The sequence below is a fragment of the Prevotella sp. HMSC077E09 genome (genome assembly GCF_001814685.1).
GTDB lineage: Bacteria > Bacteroidota > Bacteroidia > Bacteroidales > Bacteroidaceae > Prevotella > Prevotella oris.
Window position 1 is genome coordinate 7,260 of the sequence record NZ_KV817558.1, and the last position, 16,271, is coordinate 23,530.

The 16,271-nt window shown below is 46.0% G+C and carries 12 protein-coding genes; 8 read left to right on the forward strand and 4 right to left on the reverse strand.

Going from position 1 to position 16,271, the window contains the following annotated elements; translation table 11 throughout:
- Positions 1–107 precede the first annotated feature (107 nt).
- Together HMPREF2983_RS06540 and HMPREF2983_RS06545 are read right to left on the reverse strand one after the other, a co-directional pair.
- The gene (locus HMPREF2983_RS06540; protein ID WP_004377028.1) at positions 108–728 is read right to left on the reverse strand and encodes a deoxynucleoside kinase; all 621 of its coding nucleotides are present in this window, start codon (positions 726–728) and stop codon (positions 108–110) included.
- 21 nt (positions 729–749) lie between these two features.
- On the reverse strand, positions 750–1,370 hold the full coding sequence (locus HMPREF2983_RS06545; protein WP_004377029.1) for a deoxynucleoside kinase: 621 nt from the start codon (positions 1,368–1,370) through the stop codon (positions 750–752).
- A 130-nt stretch (positions 1,371–1,500) separates the two neighbouring features.
- Between HMPREF2983_RS06545 and aroA the strand changes: the two genes are divergently transcribed.
- The 8 genes from aroA to HMPREF2983_RS06585 all read left to right on the forward strand — a co-directional run bounded on the left by aroA (position 1,501) and on the right by HMPREF2983_RS06585 (position 11,765).
- Positions 1,501–2,739: a 3-phosphoshikimate 1-carboxyvinyltransferase gene (aroA, locus tag HMPREF2983_RS06550; protein WP_070667446.1), complete on the forward strand. Its 1,239-nt coding sequence runs from the start codon at positions 1,501–1,503 to the stop codon at positions 2,737–2,739.
- Positions 2,736–3,122, forward strand: coding sequence for a hypothetical protein (locus HMPREF2983_RS06555; protein WP_070667447.1), 387 nt, complete (start codon positions 2,736–2,738; stop codon positions 3,120–3,122). Before aroA ends, HMPREF2983_RS06555 begins: the two co-directional genes overlap by 4 nt.
- Entirely contained in the window at positions 3,115–3,912 is a 798-nt protein-coding gene (locus tag HMPREF2983_RS06560) for a metal ABC transporter permease (protein WP_083316721.1), read from the forward strand. The genes HMPREF2983_RS06555 and HMPREF2983_RS06560 overlap by 8 nt, the downstream gene beginning before the upstream one ends.
- Entirely contained in the window at positions 3,909–6,932 is a 3,024-nt protein-coding gene (locus HMPREF2983_RS06565) for a type IX secretion system periplasmic lipoprotein PorW/SprE (RefSeq protein ID WP_070667448.1), read from the forward strand. Before HMPREF2983_RS06560 ends, HMPREF2983_RS06565 begins: the two co-directional genes overlap by 4 nt.
- 2 nt (positions 6,933–6,934) lie before the next feature.
- Positions 6,935–8,494 carry a T9SS response regulator signal transducer PorX gene (locus HMPREF2983_RS06570; protein ID WP_070667449.1) on the forward strand — a complete coding sequence of 520 codons (1,560 nt, stop codon included), beginning with the start codon at positions 6,935–6,937 and terminating at the stop codon, positions 8,492–8,494.
- A gap of 68 nt (positions 8,495–8,562) precedes the next feature.
- Complete coding sequence (gene tsaE, locus HMPREF2983_RS06575) at positions 8,563–8,973, forward strand: tRNA (adenosine(37)-N6)-threonylcarbamoyltransferase complex ATPase subunit type 1 TsaE (protein ID WP_004371617.1); 411 nt, start codon at positions 8,563–8,565, stop codon at positions 8,971–8,973.
- A gap of 663 nt (positions 8,974–9,636) precedes the next feature.
- Positions 9,637–11,115, forward strand: a complete 1,479-nt coding sequence (locus HMPREF2983_RS06580; protein WP_070667450.1) for an L-fucose/L-arabinose isomerase family protein — start codon at positions 9,637–9,639, stop codon at positions 11,113–11,115.
- 80 nt (positions 11,116–11,195) lie between these two features.
- Positions 11,196–11,765, forward strand: a complete 570-nt coding sequence (locus HMPREF2983_RS06585) for a DUF3828 domain-containing protein (RefSeq protein WP_070667451.1) — start codon at positions 11,196–11,198, stop codon at positions 11,763–11,765.
- 226 nt (positions 11,766–11,991) lie between these two features.
- Here the strand turns inward: HMPREF2983_RS06585 and clpB are convergent, their stop codons facing one another.
- Entirely contained in the window at positions 11,992–14,475 is a 2,484-nt protein-coding gene (gene clpB, locus HMPREF2983_RS06595; protein ID WP_070667453.1) for an ATP-dependent chaperone ClpB, read from the reverse strand.
- Positions 14,476–14,702: 227 nt separating this feature from the next.
- Complete coding sequence (locus HMPREF2983_RS06600) at positions 14,703–16,094, reverse strand: threonine/serine exporter family protein (protein ID WP_018920691.1); 1,392 nt, start codon at positions 16,092–16,094, stop codon at positions 14,703–14,705.
- Between the last annotated feature and the right edge of the window lie 177 nt (positions 16,095–16,271).

The following is a 16,271-nucleotide window of genomic DNA, read 5'->3' on the forward strand; positions in this document are numbered from 1 at the left end:
TCTCTCTTCGGAGAGGGGCTGGGGGAGAGGCTTTATTTACCTCACAAAAAAGTCCCTCTGCTTTCTACAAGCAAAGGGACGATATCTTGATTTGCAATGTTTCGCGTTTATTTTATGGGGAACAAGCCATAGAGTTCGGCATCAATCCGGTCGGTAATCGTTTGGAAATCCTGTGGATTATTCTCGAAATCAGTGTTGTCTCCGTCTACAATGATGAGATTACCTTTATAGTCTTTAATCCAATTCTCATAGCGGTTGTTCAGTCCTGTGAGGTAATCGATGCGGATACTCTTTTCGAATTCGCGCCCACGTTTACCGATATGGTTCACCAAAGTCGGTATGCTTGAGCGGATATAAATCATCAGGTTAGGCAGGTTGACCAATGAAATCATCAGGTCGAAAAGGTCGGAATAATTGGCGAAGTCCCGGTCGCTCATCATGCCCATGCCATGGAGATTGGGTGCAAAGATACACGCGTCTTCGAATATAGTGCGGTCTTGTATGATGGTTTCTTTGCTTTTTGAAATCTCAACTACCTCCTTGAAGCGCTTGTTGAGAAAGTAAACCTGGAGGTTGAATGACCACCGTGACATGTCAGCATAGAAGTCGTCGAGATACGGATTGTTGTCGACGGGTTCAAAACGTGGTGTCCAATGAAATCTCTTGGCAAGCATTTTAGTGAGTGTAGTCTTGCCACTGCCGATGTTTCCTGCGATTGCGATATGCATAATTTGATTATAATTCTGGGGTTAGAAAAGTCCGAATAGGTTGGCATCTATCTTGTCTATGATGCCCGAAAAGTCTCTTTTGCTGTGCAGATAGTCGATGTCGTCAACGTCAACAACAAGCACCTTGCCCTTGTATTTCCTGTAGATGAAGTCCTCATACAGGTCATTGAGGCTCTCAAGATAGGCGAGGGGCATCTTCTGTTCGTATTCACGTCCGCGGTTCTGAATGTTCTTTACCAAGTGAGGAACACTTGATTTGAGATAGATCATCAGGTCGGGATAGTGCAGGATATGCGTCATTGAGTCGAAGAGTTCCATGTAGGTTTGGAAGTCTCTTTCGTTCATGTTGCCCATCTTGTAGTTGTTTTCTGTGAACACATAAACGCCTTCATAGATGGAACGGTCTTGCACAATGGTCTCCTTGTTCATGTTCTGATCAAGTTGTAGAAGGTCTTTGAAGCGTTCTTTCAAGAAGAAAACTTCCATGTTGAATGACCATCTTGGGATGTCTTTATAATAGTCTTCGAGATACGGATTGTAGTCCACGGCCTCATATTTTGGCGTCCAACCATAGTGTTTGGCAAGCAGTTCGGTGAGTGTGGTCTTACCGCTTCCGATGTTTCCAGCGATAGCTATATGCACGGTTTCTGTTGTTTTAGCTGCAAAATTACAATTTTTTATCTATTTAATCGAATAAAGCGACAGGAAAAGTAGGGGCATCCGTTTTTTGTTTGTACTTTTGCATATATAGAAATAAGGTACACTTTATAACATGACATATACCATACATGGGCCTCAACACATTGACACCACGGTGAAACTGCCGGCCAGCAAGAGTATCAGCAACCGTGCACTTATCATTCAGGCATTAGCAGGAGACAATGTTGTTCCAGATAATCTCAGCGACTGTGATGACACGAAAGTCATCATCGAAGCATTGAAAACGATGCCCGAAACCATTGATATCAAGGCTTCAGGAACGGCCATGCGCTTCATGACGGCTTATCTCTCGGTCAGCGAGGGAGAGCATGTGCTCACGGGAACTGACCGCATGAAGCAGCGCCCGATAGCCGTGTTGGTAGATGCCTTGCGCTATCTTGGCGCCGACATAGCGTATGAAGGCGAGGCGGGTTTCCCGCCGTTGCGCATCAAAGGACGTCGTCTTGAGGGTGGATATCTCGAAATTTCGGGCAGTATCAGCTCGCAGTTTATCTCGGCGTTGCTGTTGATAGGGCCGATGCTTGAAAAGGGATTGGAACTCAAGATGACCGATACGATTATCTCTCGGCCGTATGTTGATCTCACGCTTTGCATGATGCGCGACTTCGGAGCAGCAGTTGAATGGACGGATGTCGATACGATTAGTGTGGCGCCGAAGCCCTATACATCACGTCATTATTATATAGAGAGCGACTGGAGTGCCGGCAGTTATTGGTATGAAATCATGGCCTTGAGTGATGATTCTGAAGCAACTGTACGGCTTGAAGGCCTGATGGACGGCTCGAGACAGGGCGACTCGGTGGTGAAATACATTTTTTCGCTGTTGGGGGTAAAGACAAGTTTTGAAACAACTGATCCTTGTGTGCCCAATACAGTGACGCTACGTCGCCATAAATGTCTGTTGCCTCGGCTTGAATATGACTTCACCGGCTCACCCGATTTGGCGCAGACTTTCGTGGTTTGTTGTGCATTAATGGACATAAAATTCCATTTCAAAGGTCTCGCAACCTTGCGAATTAAGGAGACAGACCGCATAGAAGCCTTGAAAACCGAATTGCGAAAGTTAGGTTATGTGTTGCATAACGTGGGCGACAATGAACTGTTCTGGGACGGCGAACGTTGCGAACCGACGGGCGAAGCCATTGATACTTATGAGGATCATCGTATGGCTTTGGCCTTTGCTCCTGTGGCATTGAAGTGTCCAGGATTGCAAATTAACAACCCAGAAGTAGTGAGTAAATCTTATCCCGATTATTGGAAAGATCTCCAGACAGCAGGTTTTACATTATGATATATTTTGTTTTAGCACTTCTTGTGTTAGGTCTGATAACGGCATTTGCCTCATTTCTCGGTCGTAAGAAAGGCGAAGAAGAGGCTCCGCTCATTGTGAACAACTCGTGTTCTACGTGTAGTGGTGAGAATGATCAGTGTGAACAGGAGTGCATGTTGGAGGTGGCTACGAAGGAAATTGAATATTATGATGATGAAGAACTTGATCGTTTTCGAGGCCGTTTGTCGGATAGTTATACCGACGAAGAGGCCGAAGAATTTGCTGAAGTGATGCTTACGATGCGGCCGGAAGAAGTGAAAGGCTGGAGCAGAAGCCTCATATTGCGTGGCATTAATATGCCCAATCAGATTAAAGATGACTTTATTGCGTTGGCTGATGATTGATATTCTGCATTATAGTTTCTTTCAGAATGCGTTGTTGGGAGCATTGCTTGCCAGCATCGTTTGTGGCATTGTGGGCACTTATATCGTGACACGCCGCTTGGTTTTCATCAGTGGTGGCATCACGCATGCATCGTTTGGAGGTATCGGCTTGGGGGTTCTGATGGGTATTAACCCCATACTTTCTGCCATGATTTTTGCTGTATTGAGTGCTTTCGGCGTAGAGTGGATGGCACGAAAAGGCGATGTTCGCGAGGATTCTGCTATTGCAGTTTTCTGGACTTTCGGCATGAGTGTGGGCATCATCTGTTGCTTCTTGACGCTTGGTTTCATGCCCGATCTGCCTTCATTTCTCTTTGGAAGTATTCTGACGATAGGGAGTTTAGATCTTTGGTTGTTAGCAGTGCTGTGCGTTATTGTTGTCATTTGCATGACATTCTTTTACAGGGAGATACTTAGTGTGGCTTTCGATCACACGTTTGCCGAGTCACAAGGACTGCCCGTTCGTTGGATAGAATATGGTATGATGGCACTGATAGCCTTGACCATTGTGGCTACTTTACGCATGGTGGGCATAGTGTTGGCCCTCAGTTTGCTTACCATTCCGCAGATGACAGCCAATCTTTTCACCTTCAACTATAAGTGGATGATGCTTCTTTCCATTCTTATTGGTTGGGCAGACTGCTTGTTTGGGCTCGCCATGAGCTATTGGTTGGATGTCCCTTCGGGTGCTTCGATCATCTTTGTAAGTATCATTGTGTATGCAATTGCAAGGTTGTTGTTGAGGAAATGAAACATGCTGTACCATATTTCATTGCTTTTGGGCTCGTTGTTACGTTGCTCTTGAGTTGTTCGATGCAGCAGAATACAGCGAAATCGAGGTGGTGGCATGCCTTCAATACACGCTATAATGTCTATTACAACGGTTCAATGGCCTACATAGATGGTTCATTAGAGAAAGAAAAAGGTAATAAAGATAACTTCACAGAGATAATACCTCTCTACACTGTTGGCAACAAAGAGAGCCGCAGTTTAGGTGAGACTAACTTCAATCGGGCTATAGAAAAGTGCGAGAAAGCGATTAAACTGCATAGTATCAAGCGGCATCCCGTGTGGGATAAGAACCGTCGTAAGACTGCTGAAGACATTGAATGGCTGAACAGAAAGGAATATAATCCGTTCTTATGGAAGGTCTGGATGCTCATGGGAAGGTCGCAATTCCATGAAGGAAACTTTGAAGAAGCGGTCTCAACCTTTGCATATATGAGTCGGCTTTATGCCACTCAACCGGCTATTTACCAGCGGGCGCAGGCATGGCTGGCCAAGAGTTACATCGAAGCGGGGTGGCAATATGAGGCTGAAGACGTAATCCGCAACATGCAACGTGACTCCATTTACTGGAGCGCACAAAAGGAATGGGACTACACCTACGCTGATTATTACATTCATATCGGCGACTATCAGAAGGCAATTCCTTATCTTCGGAAGGTCATCAGCCATGAGATGCGCCGCAAACAAAAGGCACGTGAGTGGTTTCTTATGGGGCAATTACTGGCCGAAACAGGGCAGAAAGCAGCGGCGTATAAGGCCTATCAGCATGTTGTCAGGCTCAGTCCACCTTATGATTTGGCTTTCAATGCGCGTGTTGCCATGACAGAAGTAATGGCAGGAAAGCCGAAACAGATGATTGCCAAGCTGCGACGTATGGCCTCATCTGATAATAATAAGGAGTATTTAGATCAGGTTTATTACGCTATTGGCAATATATATCTGTCGCAAAAAGATACGCTTCATGCCATTGGTGCCTATGAACAGGGCAACGAACTTGGGGTGCGTAGTGGTATCGAAAAGGGGGTGTTGCTGCTTAAACTCGGTGATTTGTATTGGCAAAGGAATAAGTTTGGCGATGCAAAGCGGTGTTATGATGTGGCTATCGGACTGCTGGATAAGGAGCGAAAGGACTATCGTCAATTGTCTGAAAGACTGCAAGTGCTTGAAGAACTCGTGCCTCATACCGATGCCGTTGAACTGCAAGATTCATTGCAACAGCTTGCAAAAATGAACGAACATGACCGCAATGCAGCCATTGACCGCGTGATAACCGCACTCAAACTGAAAGAGAAAAAGGAGCAAAAATCACAGTCTGTAGAGGGCAATGACGGTTATTCGGGTATGCAAGGTGGAATGGAAAGTAACACCGAAACACCGTCTCAATCTTTCAATAGCAGTCAGCAAGCCACCTGGTATTTCTATAATCCCATGACGGTGGCACGTGGAAAAGAGATGTTTCAACGGCGTTGGGGCAAGCGACAGAATATCGATAACTGGCAGCGTATCAATAAAACTGTGGTGGCTTTAGCTTCAGACAGTATCGCAGAACAAGCCGAATTGGTTGAAGATACCTTGCAGAAGACGAATGATCCGGAGGCTGATCCGCACCGAAGAGAATACTATTTGAAACAGATACCAATGACTTCTGAACAGTTGGAAGCCAGTAATAAGCTGCTTGCTGACGGGCTTTTCCACAGCGGAATCATCTTCAAAGACCGGTTGGACAACCTTGATTTGAGTGAGAAAACATTGTTGAGACTCATTCATGACTATCCAAATTTCGCGCAGATAGACGAGGCTTTTTATCATCTTTACCTGCTTTATGCACGCCGAAATGAATTGACGCGGGCCGAAAGTTACCTTGACCGCCTGCATAAGGAGTGTCCCGACAGCAAATGGACAGCCTTGCTCAGTGACCCTTATTATCGCGAAAATGCACGTTTTGGCAAGCATATCGAGGACTCACTCTATGCTGCTTCCTACACCGCTTTCAACGAAGGACGTTATCATGAGGTCTTAGGCAATGAGCATGTGTCGGCAAAGCGTTTCCCCAATGGAGCCAACCGCGACAAGTTTTTGTTTATAGCTGCATTGAGTAAGCTGAATGACGGAGATGCAAAAGCTTGTCTGCAAGACCTCAATACGCTTGTCTCTACCTATCCGGAAAGCCAACTTAGCGTTATGGCGGGTATGATTATCAACGGCGTGAAGGCAGGAAAACAACTGCGTGGTGCCAAGTTCGACATGTCAACGGTATGGAGTAGGCGCAGCGATGTGCTGAACGACAGCGACTCTATACACGCTGTTAAACTGAGTGCCGAACGCGATGTGAACTTCGTCTATATGTTGGTTTACAACCCTGATTCAGTCAAAGAGAACCAGCTGCTCTTTGAGTTGGCAAAATATAACTTTGCGAGTTATCTCGTCAGAAATTTCGAAATACAGGTTGAAGAGGCAGAAGGCATGCACCGAATGATAGTCAGAGGTTTTCAAAACTATGATGAAGCGTTGCAGTATGCACGTCATTTGCATCGGCAAGAAGCCATCGGTAGGCTGACGAAAAAGGCGCGACCGTTTATTATAAGCGAACAAAACATGCCGCTTTTAGGCCGCCAATTCAGTTATGATGATTATGCTTTGTTCTATCAGAAGCATTTTGCACCGCTTCGCATCAGTACGTTACAGCTGCTGACAGAACCTGTTCCATCGACAATAAAGCCGACCGGAAAGCCTGCTACAGCCGAGGAAATAGACCGCGAATTGGAGCGTATCAGCCAGCAAGACAAGGATTATTATCCGGTCGAGCCTGTCTCCAAACCTGCTGAAAAACCGAAACCTGCACAGCAAAGTCAGTCACAGAAACCGCAGACCGAACCACAGAAGCCCCGGAAACCGACACTTGTGAAGAAGCCTGCAACGCCGGTCAAGCCCGTCAAACCACTCGATTTGGATGATGAATATTATGATTTAGATGGTTTTTAACTATGAGTAATGGGAAGTTATTGTGGGTAGATGATGAGATAGACCTGTTGAAAGGTCACATCATCTTCCTTGAGAAGAAAGGCTACAACGTAACAACAATGAGCAATGGCATAGATGCTGTTGAGCTTTGTCGTGAGGAAACTTTCGATCTTATCCTGCTCGATGAGATGATGCCTGGCTTGACCGGTCTTGAAACTTTGCAGAGAATAAAGGACATTCAGCCTGCAACACCGATAGTGATGGTTACGAAAAGCGAGGAAGAAGACATCATGAACCAGGCTATCGGGCGTAAGATTGCCGACTATCTCATCAAGCCGGTAAACCCCAATCAAATTCTCATTACGCTGAAAAAGAATATCCATAATCGTGAAATCGTTACCGAAGTAACGCAAAACAGCTATCAGCAGGACTTCCAAAAGATAGCTCTTCAGATTGCCGATTGCCGTGATTGGGAAGACTGGATGACGGTGTATCGCCGCTTGGTGAAGTGGGAATTGGAGTTAAGTACTACTGACAGTCGTATGACAGAGATGCTCCAGGCGCAGAAAGAAGATGCCAACATCGGCTTCTCAAAATATGTTCAACGCCATTATATGGCTTGGATGAGTGGCTCGGAAGACCGCCCGATGATGAGCAACGATATGTTCAAACAGCAGATTTTCCCCCTTCTCGACAAGAAAGAAAAGGCGTTTTTGCTCGTCATCGACAACTTCAGATACGATCAGTGGCGCGTACTTGCTGAAGAACTTGCCGACAGTTTCGATATCGATGAACGGCTTTACATGAGCATTCTGCCTACAGCGACGCAGTATGCCCGCAATGCCATATTCAGTGGTTTGATGCCCATGGAGATACAACAGATGTTTCCCGACCTCTGGGTTGATGAGGACGAAGACAATGGCAAAAATGTCCATGAGGAGGCATTGATAGCGGGTTTGCTCGCACGTTATCGCAGACGAGAGAGCTTCAGCTATCATAAAATCAATGATTCGCAGTCGATGGAGCGGTTGTTGACCCATTTCAATGAACTCCAACACAATGATTTCAACGTGTTGGTGGTTAACTTTATCGATATGCTTTCACATGCACGTACCGAGTCACGCATGGTTCGTGAGCTTGCAAACAATGAGAGTGCATACCGCAGCATCACGCAAAGTTGGTTGCGACATTCGGGAATGTCCGAACTCTTCCGTGTGCTCAGCCACATTGACTGCCATGTCATTGTCACCACAGATCATGGAAGTATCCGCACCAATCGCCCGATAAAGATTGTCGGTGACCGCAATACGAACACCAATCTCCGCTATAAATTGGGTAAGAACCTTAGCTATGAGTCGCGTCAGGTGTTTGAAATCCGAGACCCTCGAAAGGCACATTTGCCCTCGCCTAACTTGAGTACGTCGTATGTTTTCGCAATGGGCGACACTTTCTTTGCCTACCCCAACAACTACAACTACTATGTGTCGTACTACAAGGACACGTTCCAGCATGGTGGCATATCCATGGAAGAAATGCTTATTCCCATAGGAATAATGCGTGGAAAATCAATAGAAATAAAGTGAATATAAACTAAATAACAGTCTCCTTACGGTGTCATTGCAAGACAACGGAGGGAGAAACAGAAGAAAATATGGAAATAAAAATCAATTCATTAGACAACATCCATGAGGCAGCCAAGGCTTTCTTAGCTGGCATGGGGACGGCTAAGGTCTTCGCTTTCTATGGGAAAATGGGGGCCGGAAAGACAACTTTTATCAAGGCTATCTGTGAGGAATTGGGTGTCAGTGATGTCATCACATCACCTACTTTCGCACTCGTCAACGAGTATACGGCAGGCAACGGCGCCGCAATCTATCATTTCGATTTCTATCGAATCAAGAAACTTGAAGAGGTCTACGACATGGGATATGAAGACTATTTCTATGGAGGTAACCTCTGTTTCCTTGAATGGCCCGAGCTCATTGAGGAGATTTTGCCTGAAGATGCCACGAAAGTGACGATAACAGAAGAGGCAGACGGCAGCAGGAAAGTAGTGTGGTAACGCTGCCTCTGCTGTCAACTTTCTTTCTCGTTTTTAACACTTTGTAGATTAAACTACCATATGCTCAAGAACGTAGAGCAAAGAGTATGCTTAAGATTCCGTTCTATTAATATCAATAACTTCATCATGAATATAATTACTGCAATGGGGAGTTATTGCTTCTTTTGTCATTGCAAGGATATGGCATTGAACAAGACAAACAACTCAGATTAATTCTAAGGCTTAATCCAAATAGAGCAGTATATGGCCTCTATAGAAGCTAAATGAAATGGCAGACCTATGGAGAAACTGCTTTAGAATACTGAAATTTATTTTTTTATAAAAGCCTTAAGTGAATTCGCATTTGGTAGTTTAATCTACCAAGTGTTAAAAAACGGAGAAGAAAATGAACAAAAGAAGTTGACAGACTGTTGGACTTCAGCGCTTGACTGTACGGTCGAAGCGAGAGAAAGCTATGCAGAATAAGCATAAAAGAGGGACCTCATGCGGTGTGGCATCATAGATTTCAAGTCGCAGAAAGGAGTCTACGGTGTTTTAATTCACTATAAGGTTAAAGATAGTTAGCGTCATGAAATTAAACAGATAAAACGATTTCACTATATCATTTTTTATCTATCTTTGTTCCAAGTAACGAGCAATCTAATCTAATAACAAATAATTGATATGGTAAGTAAAAACATTCCTACAGTCAAATTGGGCATTGTTGCCGTCAGTCGTGACTGTTTTCCAATTGCACTATCTACTAAAAGACGCGAAAACATCGTAGAAGCTTATAAAGGCGAACTGTTTAATTGCAAGACAACTGTAGAGAACGAGCAGGATATGCTCAAAGCCGTTGCCGAAGTGAAAGCGGCAGGTTGCAACGCATTGGTGGTGTTCTTGGGCAACTTCGGCCCTGAAACTCCCGAAACATTGATTGCAAAACACTTCGAAGGGCCATGTATGTTTGTGGCTGCAGCAGAGGGAGATGGCGACATGATCAATGGTCGTGGCGATGCTTATTGCGGCATGTTGAACTGCTCCTACAATCTCGGCATGCGTCATCTTAAGGCATATATTCCTGAATATCCTGTCGGAACGGCAGAAGACGTGGCACAGATGATGGCCGACTTTGTGCCCGTTGCCCGCACGGTTATCGGTCTGCAGGGCCTTAAAATCATTACTTTCGGGCCGCGTCCGCAGGACTTCTTTGCCTGCAATGCACCGATAAAGGGACTTTATGAGCTTGGCGTTGAGATAGAAGAAAACTCAGAACTCGATCTTCTCGTGGCTTATAAGGCACACGAAAACGACCCACGTATTGACGGCGTCTGCGAGGATATGGCTCGCGAAATGGGTTGCGGTAAATACTATCCCGACTTGAGTCGCCGCATGGCTCAATTTGAACTTACGTTGTTGGATTGGGCAGAAGAGCACAAGGGTTCACGTGAATATGTGGCCTTTGCCGACAAGTGTTGGCCGGCATTTCCAAGCCAGTTTGGGTTTGAACCCTGCTATGTGAACTCGCGATTGGTGAGCCGTGGCATCCCTGTGGCATGTGAGGTTGACATCTATGGTGCGCTTTCTGAATACATTGGTATGTGTGCTTCGGGCGACACGGTGACGTTGCTCGACATCAACAACTCCGTGCCGAAATATATCTACGACGAGGATATCAAGGGCAAATATGACTATAAGCTGACCGACACTTTCATGGGGTTCCACTGTGGAAACACGCCCGAATGCAAGATGTGCAGCACACGTGCCATTAAATATCAGCTCATTCAGAACCGCCTTTTGGAACAAGGGGGAGAGCCAGACTTTACCCGTGGCACGCTCGAGGGCGACATTGCAGCCAGCAAGGTGACTTTCTATCGGTTGCAATGTGACGCACAGGGCAATCTGCGTTCCTATATTGCAGAGGGCGAAGTGCTTGATGTTCCGACGCGTTCTTTCGGTGGTATCGGTGTGTTTGCTATCCCGGAGATGGGGCGTTTCTATCGTCATGTGCTCATACAAAAGGGTTATCCCCACCATGGAGCAGTGGCTTTTGACCATGTGGGCAAGATTCTTTTCGAAGTGTTCAAGTATCTTGGCATCAAGGATATAGCCTACAACCAGCCTGTTTCCTTGCCTTATCCGACGGAAAATCCATTTAAGTAAGCATCTATTCCTACCCTCCTGAAAGGGAGGGAGGATTGATTTACCAGACACTTCTTTATATCTTATACTATCTTTATCGTATGAAAACGAATGTTTTTATCGGTTGTTGTCTTCTCGCATGTGTCTTTTCGGCCTGTAACTCACGGCAGCAGAAAGGAGAAACGCAAAGTCAAAAGGTGAAGAACAGCGTTCAATTGAATTCCCCTTTCCTTAAAGATACATCGGTGGTCAAAGCTTCTGTTGACACCATTTATACTACCCTCTGCGATACTTACAATGGGGCATTGGACGAAGAAGAGCAGAGTGAGATGTCATTGGACCGTAGATTTTGCACCAAAGCATGGAATAAGACGATGGAAGATTGTGAGCGTGAGCGGATGAAGCGGCATGACCAGTTGGGCTGTTTCGATTATGATTATTGGATAAGTGCCCAAGATTGGGATGTGCTCTCCTATAAAATAGAAAAGGTGAGCATGCAGGATGCTACCCATGCTGTGGTATATGTGGTACTGAAAAATCGGGAAGTAAAGACTCTCTTTCAGCTTTGGATGCGAAAAGAAGATGGACATTGGCGCATTGACGACTTGAGGTCAGATAGCGAAGCTCCTTCTTCTCTCATGCAGATAGCCCGAGACTATATTGCAGAATAAAAGCGTAGGAGTATGAAAGCCATTCAACATGGGGGCAGCGGGCCTCATACGGAATGGCAGATATATAAAAAGAAGAAGGTAAAAGCGCAGGAAACCGAACATAACGGGTTTCTTTTCCACTTTTACCTTCTTGTTATTTTAAGCTCTGAACAGCTGTCTATTGTCGTTTATAAGAGTTCAACAGGCAGTGTCTCCCCTCCTTTCGGAGGGGTTAAGAGAGGATTTCTTACGCTTTGATTTTACCTAAAGTTACCTCCTTACCAATCTTCCCTTCAAGAATCTTTCGGCTCAAGTCATTGAGCACATAGTCTTGAATGGCGCGCTTCACAGGGCGTGCTCCGAAGTCAGGATCATAGCCGAGCTCGGCCAAATCATCAATGGTTTCCTGCGTCCAATGCAGCTTAAAGCCTTGCTGTTCGAGCATGCTTTGCACGCGTTTCAATTGCAGTTCAACCACCTTTCCAATCTCTTCCTTCGTCAAGGGGTGGAAAGTGATGATGTCATCGATACGGTTCAGGAACTCCGGACGCATCAACTTGGTGAGCTGTTCGCGTGTAGCGTTGCTCGTCATGATGATGATTGTGTTCTTGAAGTCTACCAAACGGCCCTTGTTGTCGGTGAGTCTTCCGTCGTCAAGCACTTGTAGAAGCGTGTTGAAGACATCGGGATGAGCCTTTTCAATCTCGTCGAAAAGCACCACACTGTAAGGCTTACGGCGCACTGCTTCGGTGAGTTGTCCGCCCTCATCATAGCCTACATACCCCGGAGGTGCACCGATCAAGCGCGTCACACTGAATTTCTCCTGATACTCACTCATGTCGATACGCGTCATCATATTCTCGTCGTTGAAGAGGTACTCGGCCAAAGCTTTCGCCAATTCTGTCTTTCCAACGCCTGTCGTTCCCAAGAAGATGAAGGATGCAATCGGTCGTTTGGGGTCCTGAAGTCCTGCCCTACTGCGTCTGACTGCATTGCAAACGGCATCGATAGCCTCGTCTTGTCCGATGACACGTTTATGCAGTTCGTCCTCCAAGTGGAGTAATTTCTCACGCTCACTCTGCATCATTCGGCTCACAGGAATGCCTGTCCAACGACTCACAACCTCGGCAATATCGTCGGCAGTTACTTCCTCTCTGACGAGTGCTTCGCCTCCCTGTTCATCGTGAACACGCTTTCTTAGCGTATCCATTTGGTCTTGGAGCTGTTTGAGTTCACCGTATCTGATCTCGGCAACACGCTGGTAATTGCCCTCACGTTCGGCCCTTTCAGCCTCTAATTTGAGGTCTTCCATGTGTTGTTTGATTTGCTGAATGTGGTCAACTTCACCCTTCTGAGCCTGCCAGCGGGCACGGAATGCGTTTACTTTCTCTTTGAGTTCGGCGATTTCCTTTTCGAGTTGAGCAATCTTCTGCTGGTCATCTTCGCGCAGAATAGCCTGTCGTTCAATCTCTTTCTGCTTCAGACTGCGCTCCATTTCATCGAGTTCTTCGGGTACGGAATCACGTTCCATACGCAGCTTTGCGGCTGCTTCGTCCATCAAATCAATGGCTTTATCCGGCAGGAAACGGTCGGAAATGTAACGCTCCGAAAGTTTAACCGCAGCGATACAGGCATCATCCTGTATTCTCACCTTATGGTGGTTCTCATATCGTTCTTTTAATCCGCGCAGGATACTGATAGCATCCAATTCGTCAGGTTCATTCACCATGACCATCTGGAAGCGTCGTTCAAGGGCCTTGTCCTTTTCAAAATACTTCTGATATTCATTCAAAGTAGTGGCTCCAATGGCACGGAGTTCACCGCGTGCCAATGCGGGTTTAAGGATGTTTGCAGCATCCATTGCACCCTCACCTCCACCTGCTCCGACGAGCGTATGTATCTCATCGATGAACAAGATGATGTTGCCTTGGGCGTTCGTTACTTCCTTGATGACGCCTTTCAAACGCTCTTCAAACTCCCCTTTATACTTGGCTCCGGCCACAAGCTGCCCCATATCAAGCGAGTAAAGCTGCTTGTTCTTGAGGTTCTCCGGCACATCTCCCTTCATGATTCGCTCGGCTAAGCCCTCTACAATCGCGGTCTTTCCCGTTCCGGGTTCACCTATTAATATAGGGTTGTTCTTGGTTCTTCGGCTCAAGATCTGAAGCACACGACGTATCTCTTCATCTCTTCCGATGACGGGATCAAGCTTTCCTTGCCGTGCACGTTCAACGAGATTGATAGCGTATTTGTCGAGAGATTGATAGTTTTCATCACCACTTTGTGACTGAACCTTTTGCCCCTGGCGCAACTCTTCGATAGCTTTTCGCATACCGTCTTCCGTGCAGCCGGCATCTTTCATGATGCGTCCTGCGGTGTTGTTTCCTTTCATCAGGGATAACAAGAGTGGCTCAATAGAGACAAATTCATCGCCCCATTGCTGGGAAATAGCCTCTGCATTGTTGAGCACTTGCGTCAAGTCATTACTTAAATAAGGCTGACCGCCATCTACTTTCGGCAGATGTTGCAACTCTTGTTGCAGTGCCATTTCGATGCTTTGTGCATTGGCACCCAACTTCTGGAACACGAAATTGGTGATGTCTTTGCCTTTGTTTATGATGCCACTCAACAGGTGGATAGGCTCAACACTTTGCTGATGCCCCTGCTGGGCGGCCTGCACTGCGGCTTGAACTGCCTCTTGTGCTTTGATAGTGTACTTGTCAAATGTCATTTATATTCCTCCAATTAATTATTTATTAAGCCTTAAACAAATGGCATGCCCTATATAGTTTCATGACATAATGACGTAAAATTTTGACAAATTGACATCAAGCAAAGGATTGATATCTACCGTGAAAAGACTTGAATGCTATGCGTAGATATTGACTGTAGAATGAAAAAGGAGACCAAAATCGGCCTCCTTTTCCTTTTATTACTTTGCAAACAGATGGCAAGACATTATTCTTCTACGCCCATATTCTTGATGTTTCGCTCACACACAGCCATGAGCAGGCGCTGTTTCCGCTTGCTGTCAAGCAGGCGATGAACGAAGATATGCGGCAACGCAACACCCAAAGTGATGCACAAGATGACGAGTGAAGCCTTGATAAGATAGTTCATTGCCGTCGTCACCTCACCGATAACACCATTCATTTCGATAAAGGCGAAGAGCGCACGATACATTAAAACGCCTGGAATCATAGGGATAACGCTCGGTATGGAGATACATTGATGCGGCGTGTGGAACCAGTGTTGTGCCCGCGTAATGATAAGACTGACGAGCGTTGAACCTGCCAACGAGCCGATGATTAGCCCCTGGTCAAGCCCTATGTTGTCATTGCTTGGACCGAGAAACACAAAGTTTCTGAAGCAAACCGCAATGATACCACCCACTGCAATCACAGGAAGCAGACGCTTCGGCGTGTTGTAAATCATCGAGAAACCCATGGCCGAGATAGCTGCGGCAATAGCAAATTCAATGTAATTATGGTGAGGAATTGTCGAAAGTGTAGTCACAAAGTTGTCTATTCCACATACTTTTATGGCGCAAGCTATGCCGAACGACATCGCACCTACCATTAAAAGCGTGTTCAATGCGCGTGTGATACCCGTCTGAATATGGCCATCCAACATGTCACTCACAAAGTTAATCAGCGGAACTCCGGGCACGATGAAGAGTGCACAGGCCAGAAATGGATGCCAAGGGGTTGCAGAATGCAGGATTTCGGGCACCAAATGAGCGATTGGCCCGACTGAAAGGAAAGTGAAAAGCCACGCCAACATGGTCGATACAAAGGCTGCAATACCGATGCCGGCATATACATTCGTGCCCTTCTTTGCCATGTACATCTTCAGTCTGAAGCCTAAGATTGCAGCGATAGAAGCATAGAAAAAGGCCTTCCAGTCACAGCCGAACTGAATGCAGAAGCCACCGCAAGCGAAGCCACTCCCTATGGCCACCTGCCACGGTGTATAGCGGTTGCGCTTCTTCCCGATTTCCTTGAGTGCCGCATCATAGGCATCAAGCGAGAGATTTCCCTCGATGCTGTGCCATGAAAGATGGCTGACCTCGGTGATAACTGCCATGTCTATGATGTGTCGTTTGCAGTGTTGGAACTTCGTAAATGAATGGATGTCATCGTGATAATTCACCATCAGGATGTCGTAGTTGATGTAAAGATGAAGGTTTTCTTCACGGAGTCCGAGGTAAACTATCGTTCTTTTAAGCGTTCGCTTGATACGTGTTGTGTCGGCTGAGCACTCCATTAACAGACAGCCTGTTTCCAAAAGAAGCCCTAACTTGCGGTTTACGACTTCTTCACTGTCGTTCAAAACTATTTTATTATCCATTGTGTTTGTGTGAAATACGCTGCAAAGTTAGTGCTTTTTTCCCGAAAATGAGCAGGTAATTCCTATTATATTATTCCGCGGTTTCTGTCGGCAAGTGCTCATCAATGGCATTAAAGCGTGTGCTTTTTAGGCTTATTCACACTCTGAACGACCCCATTCTGACTTTTTTCATTACCT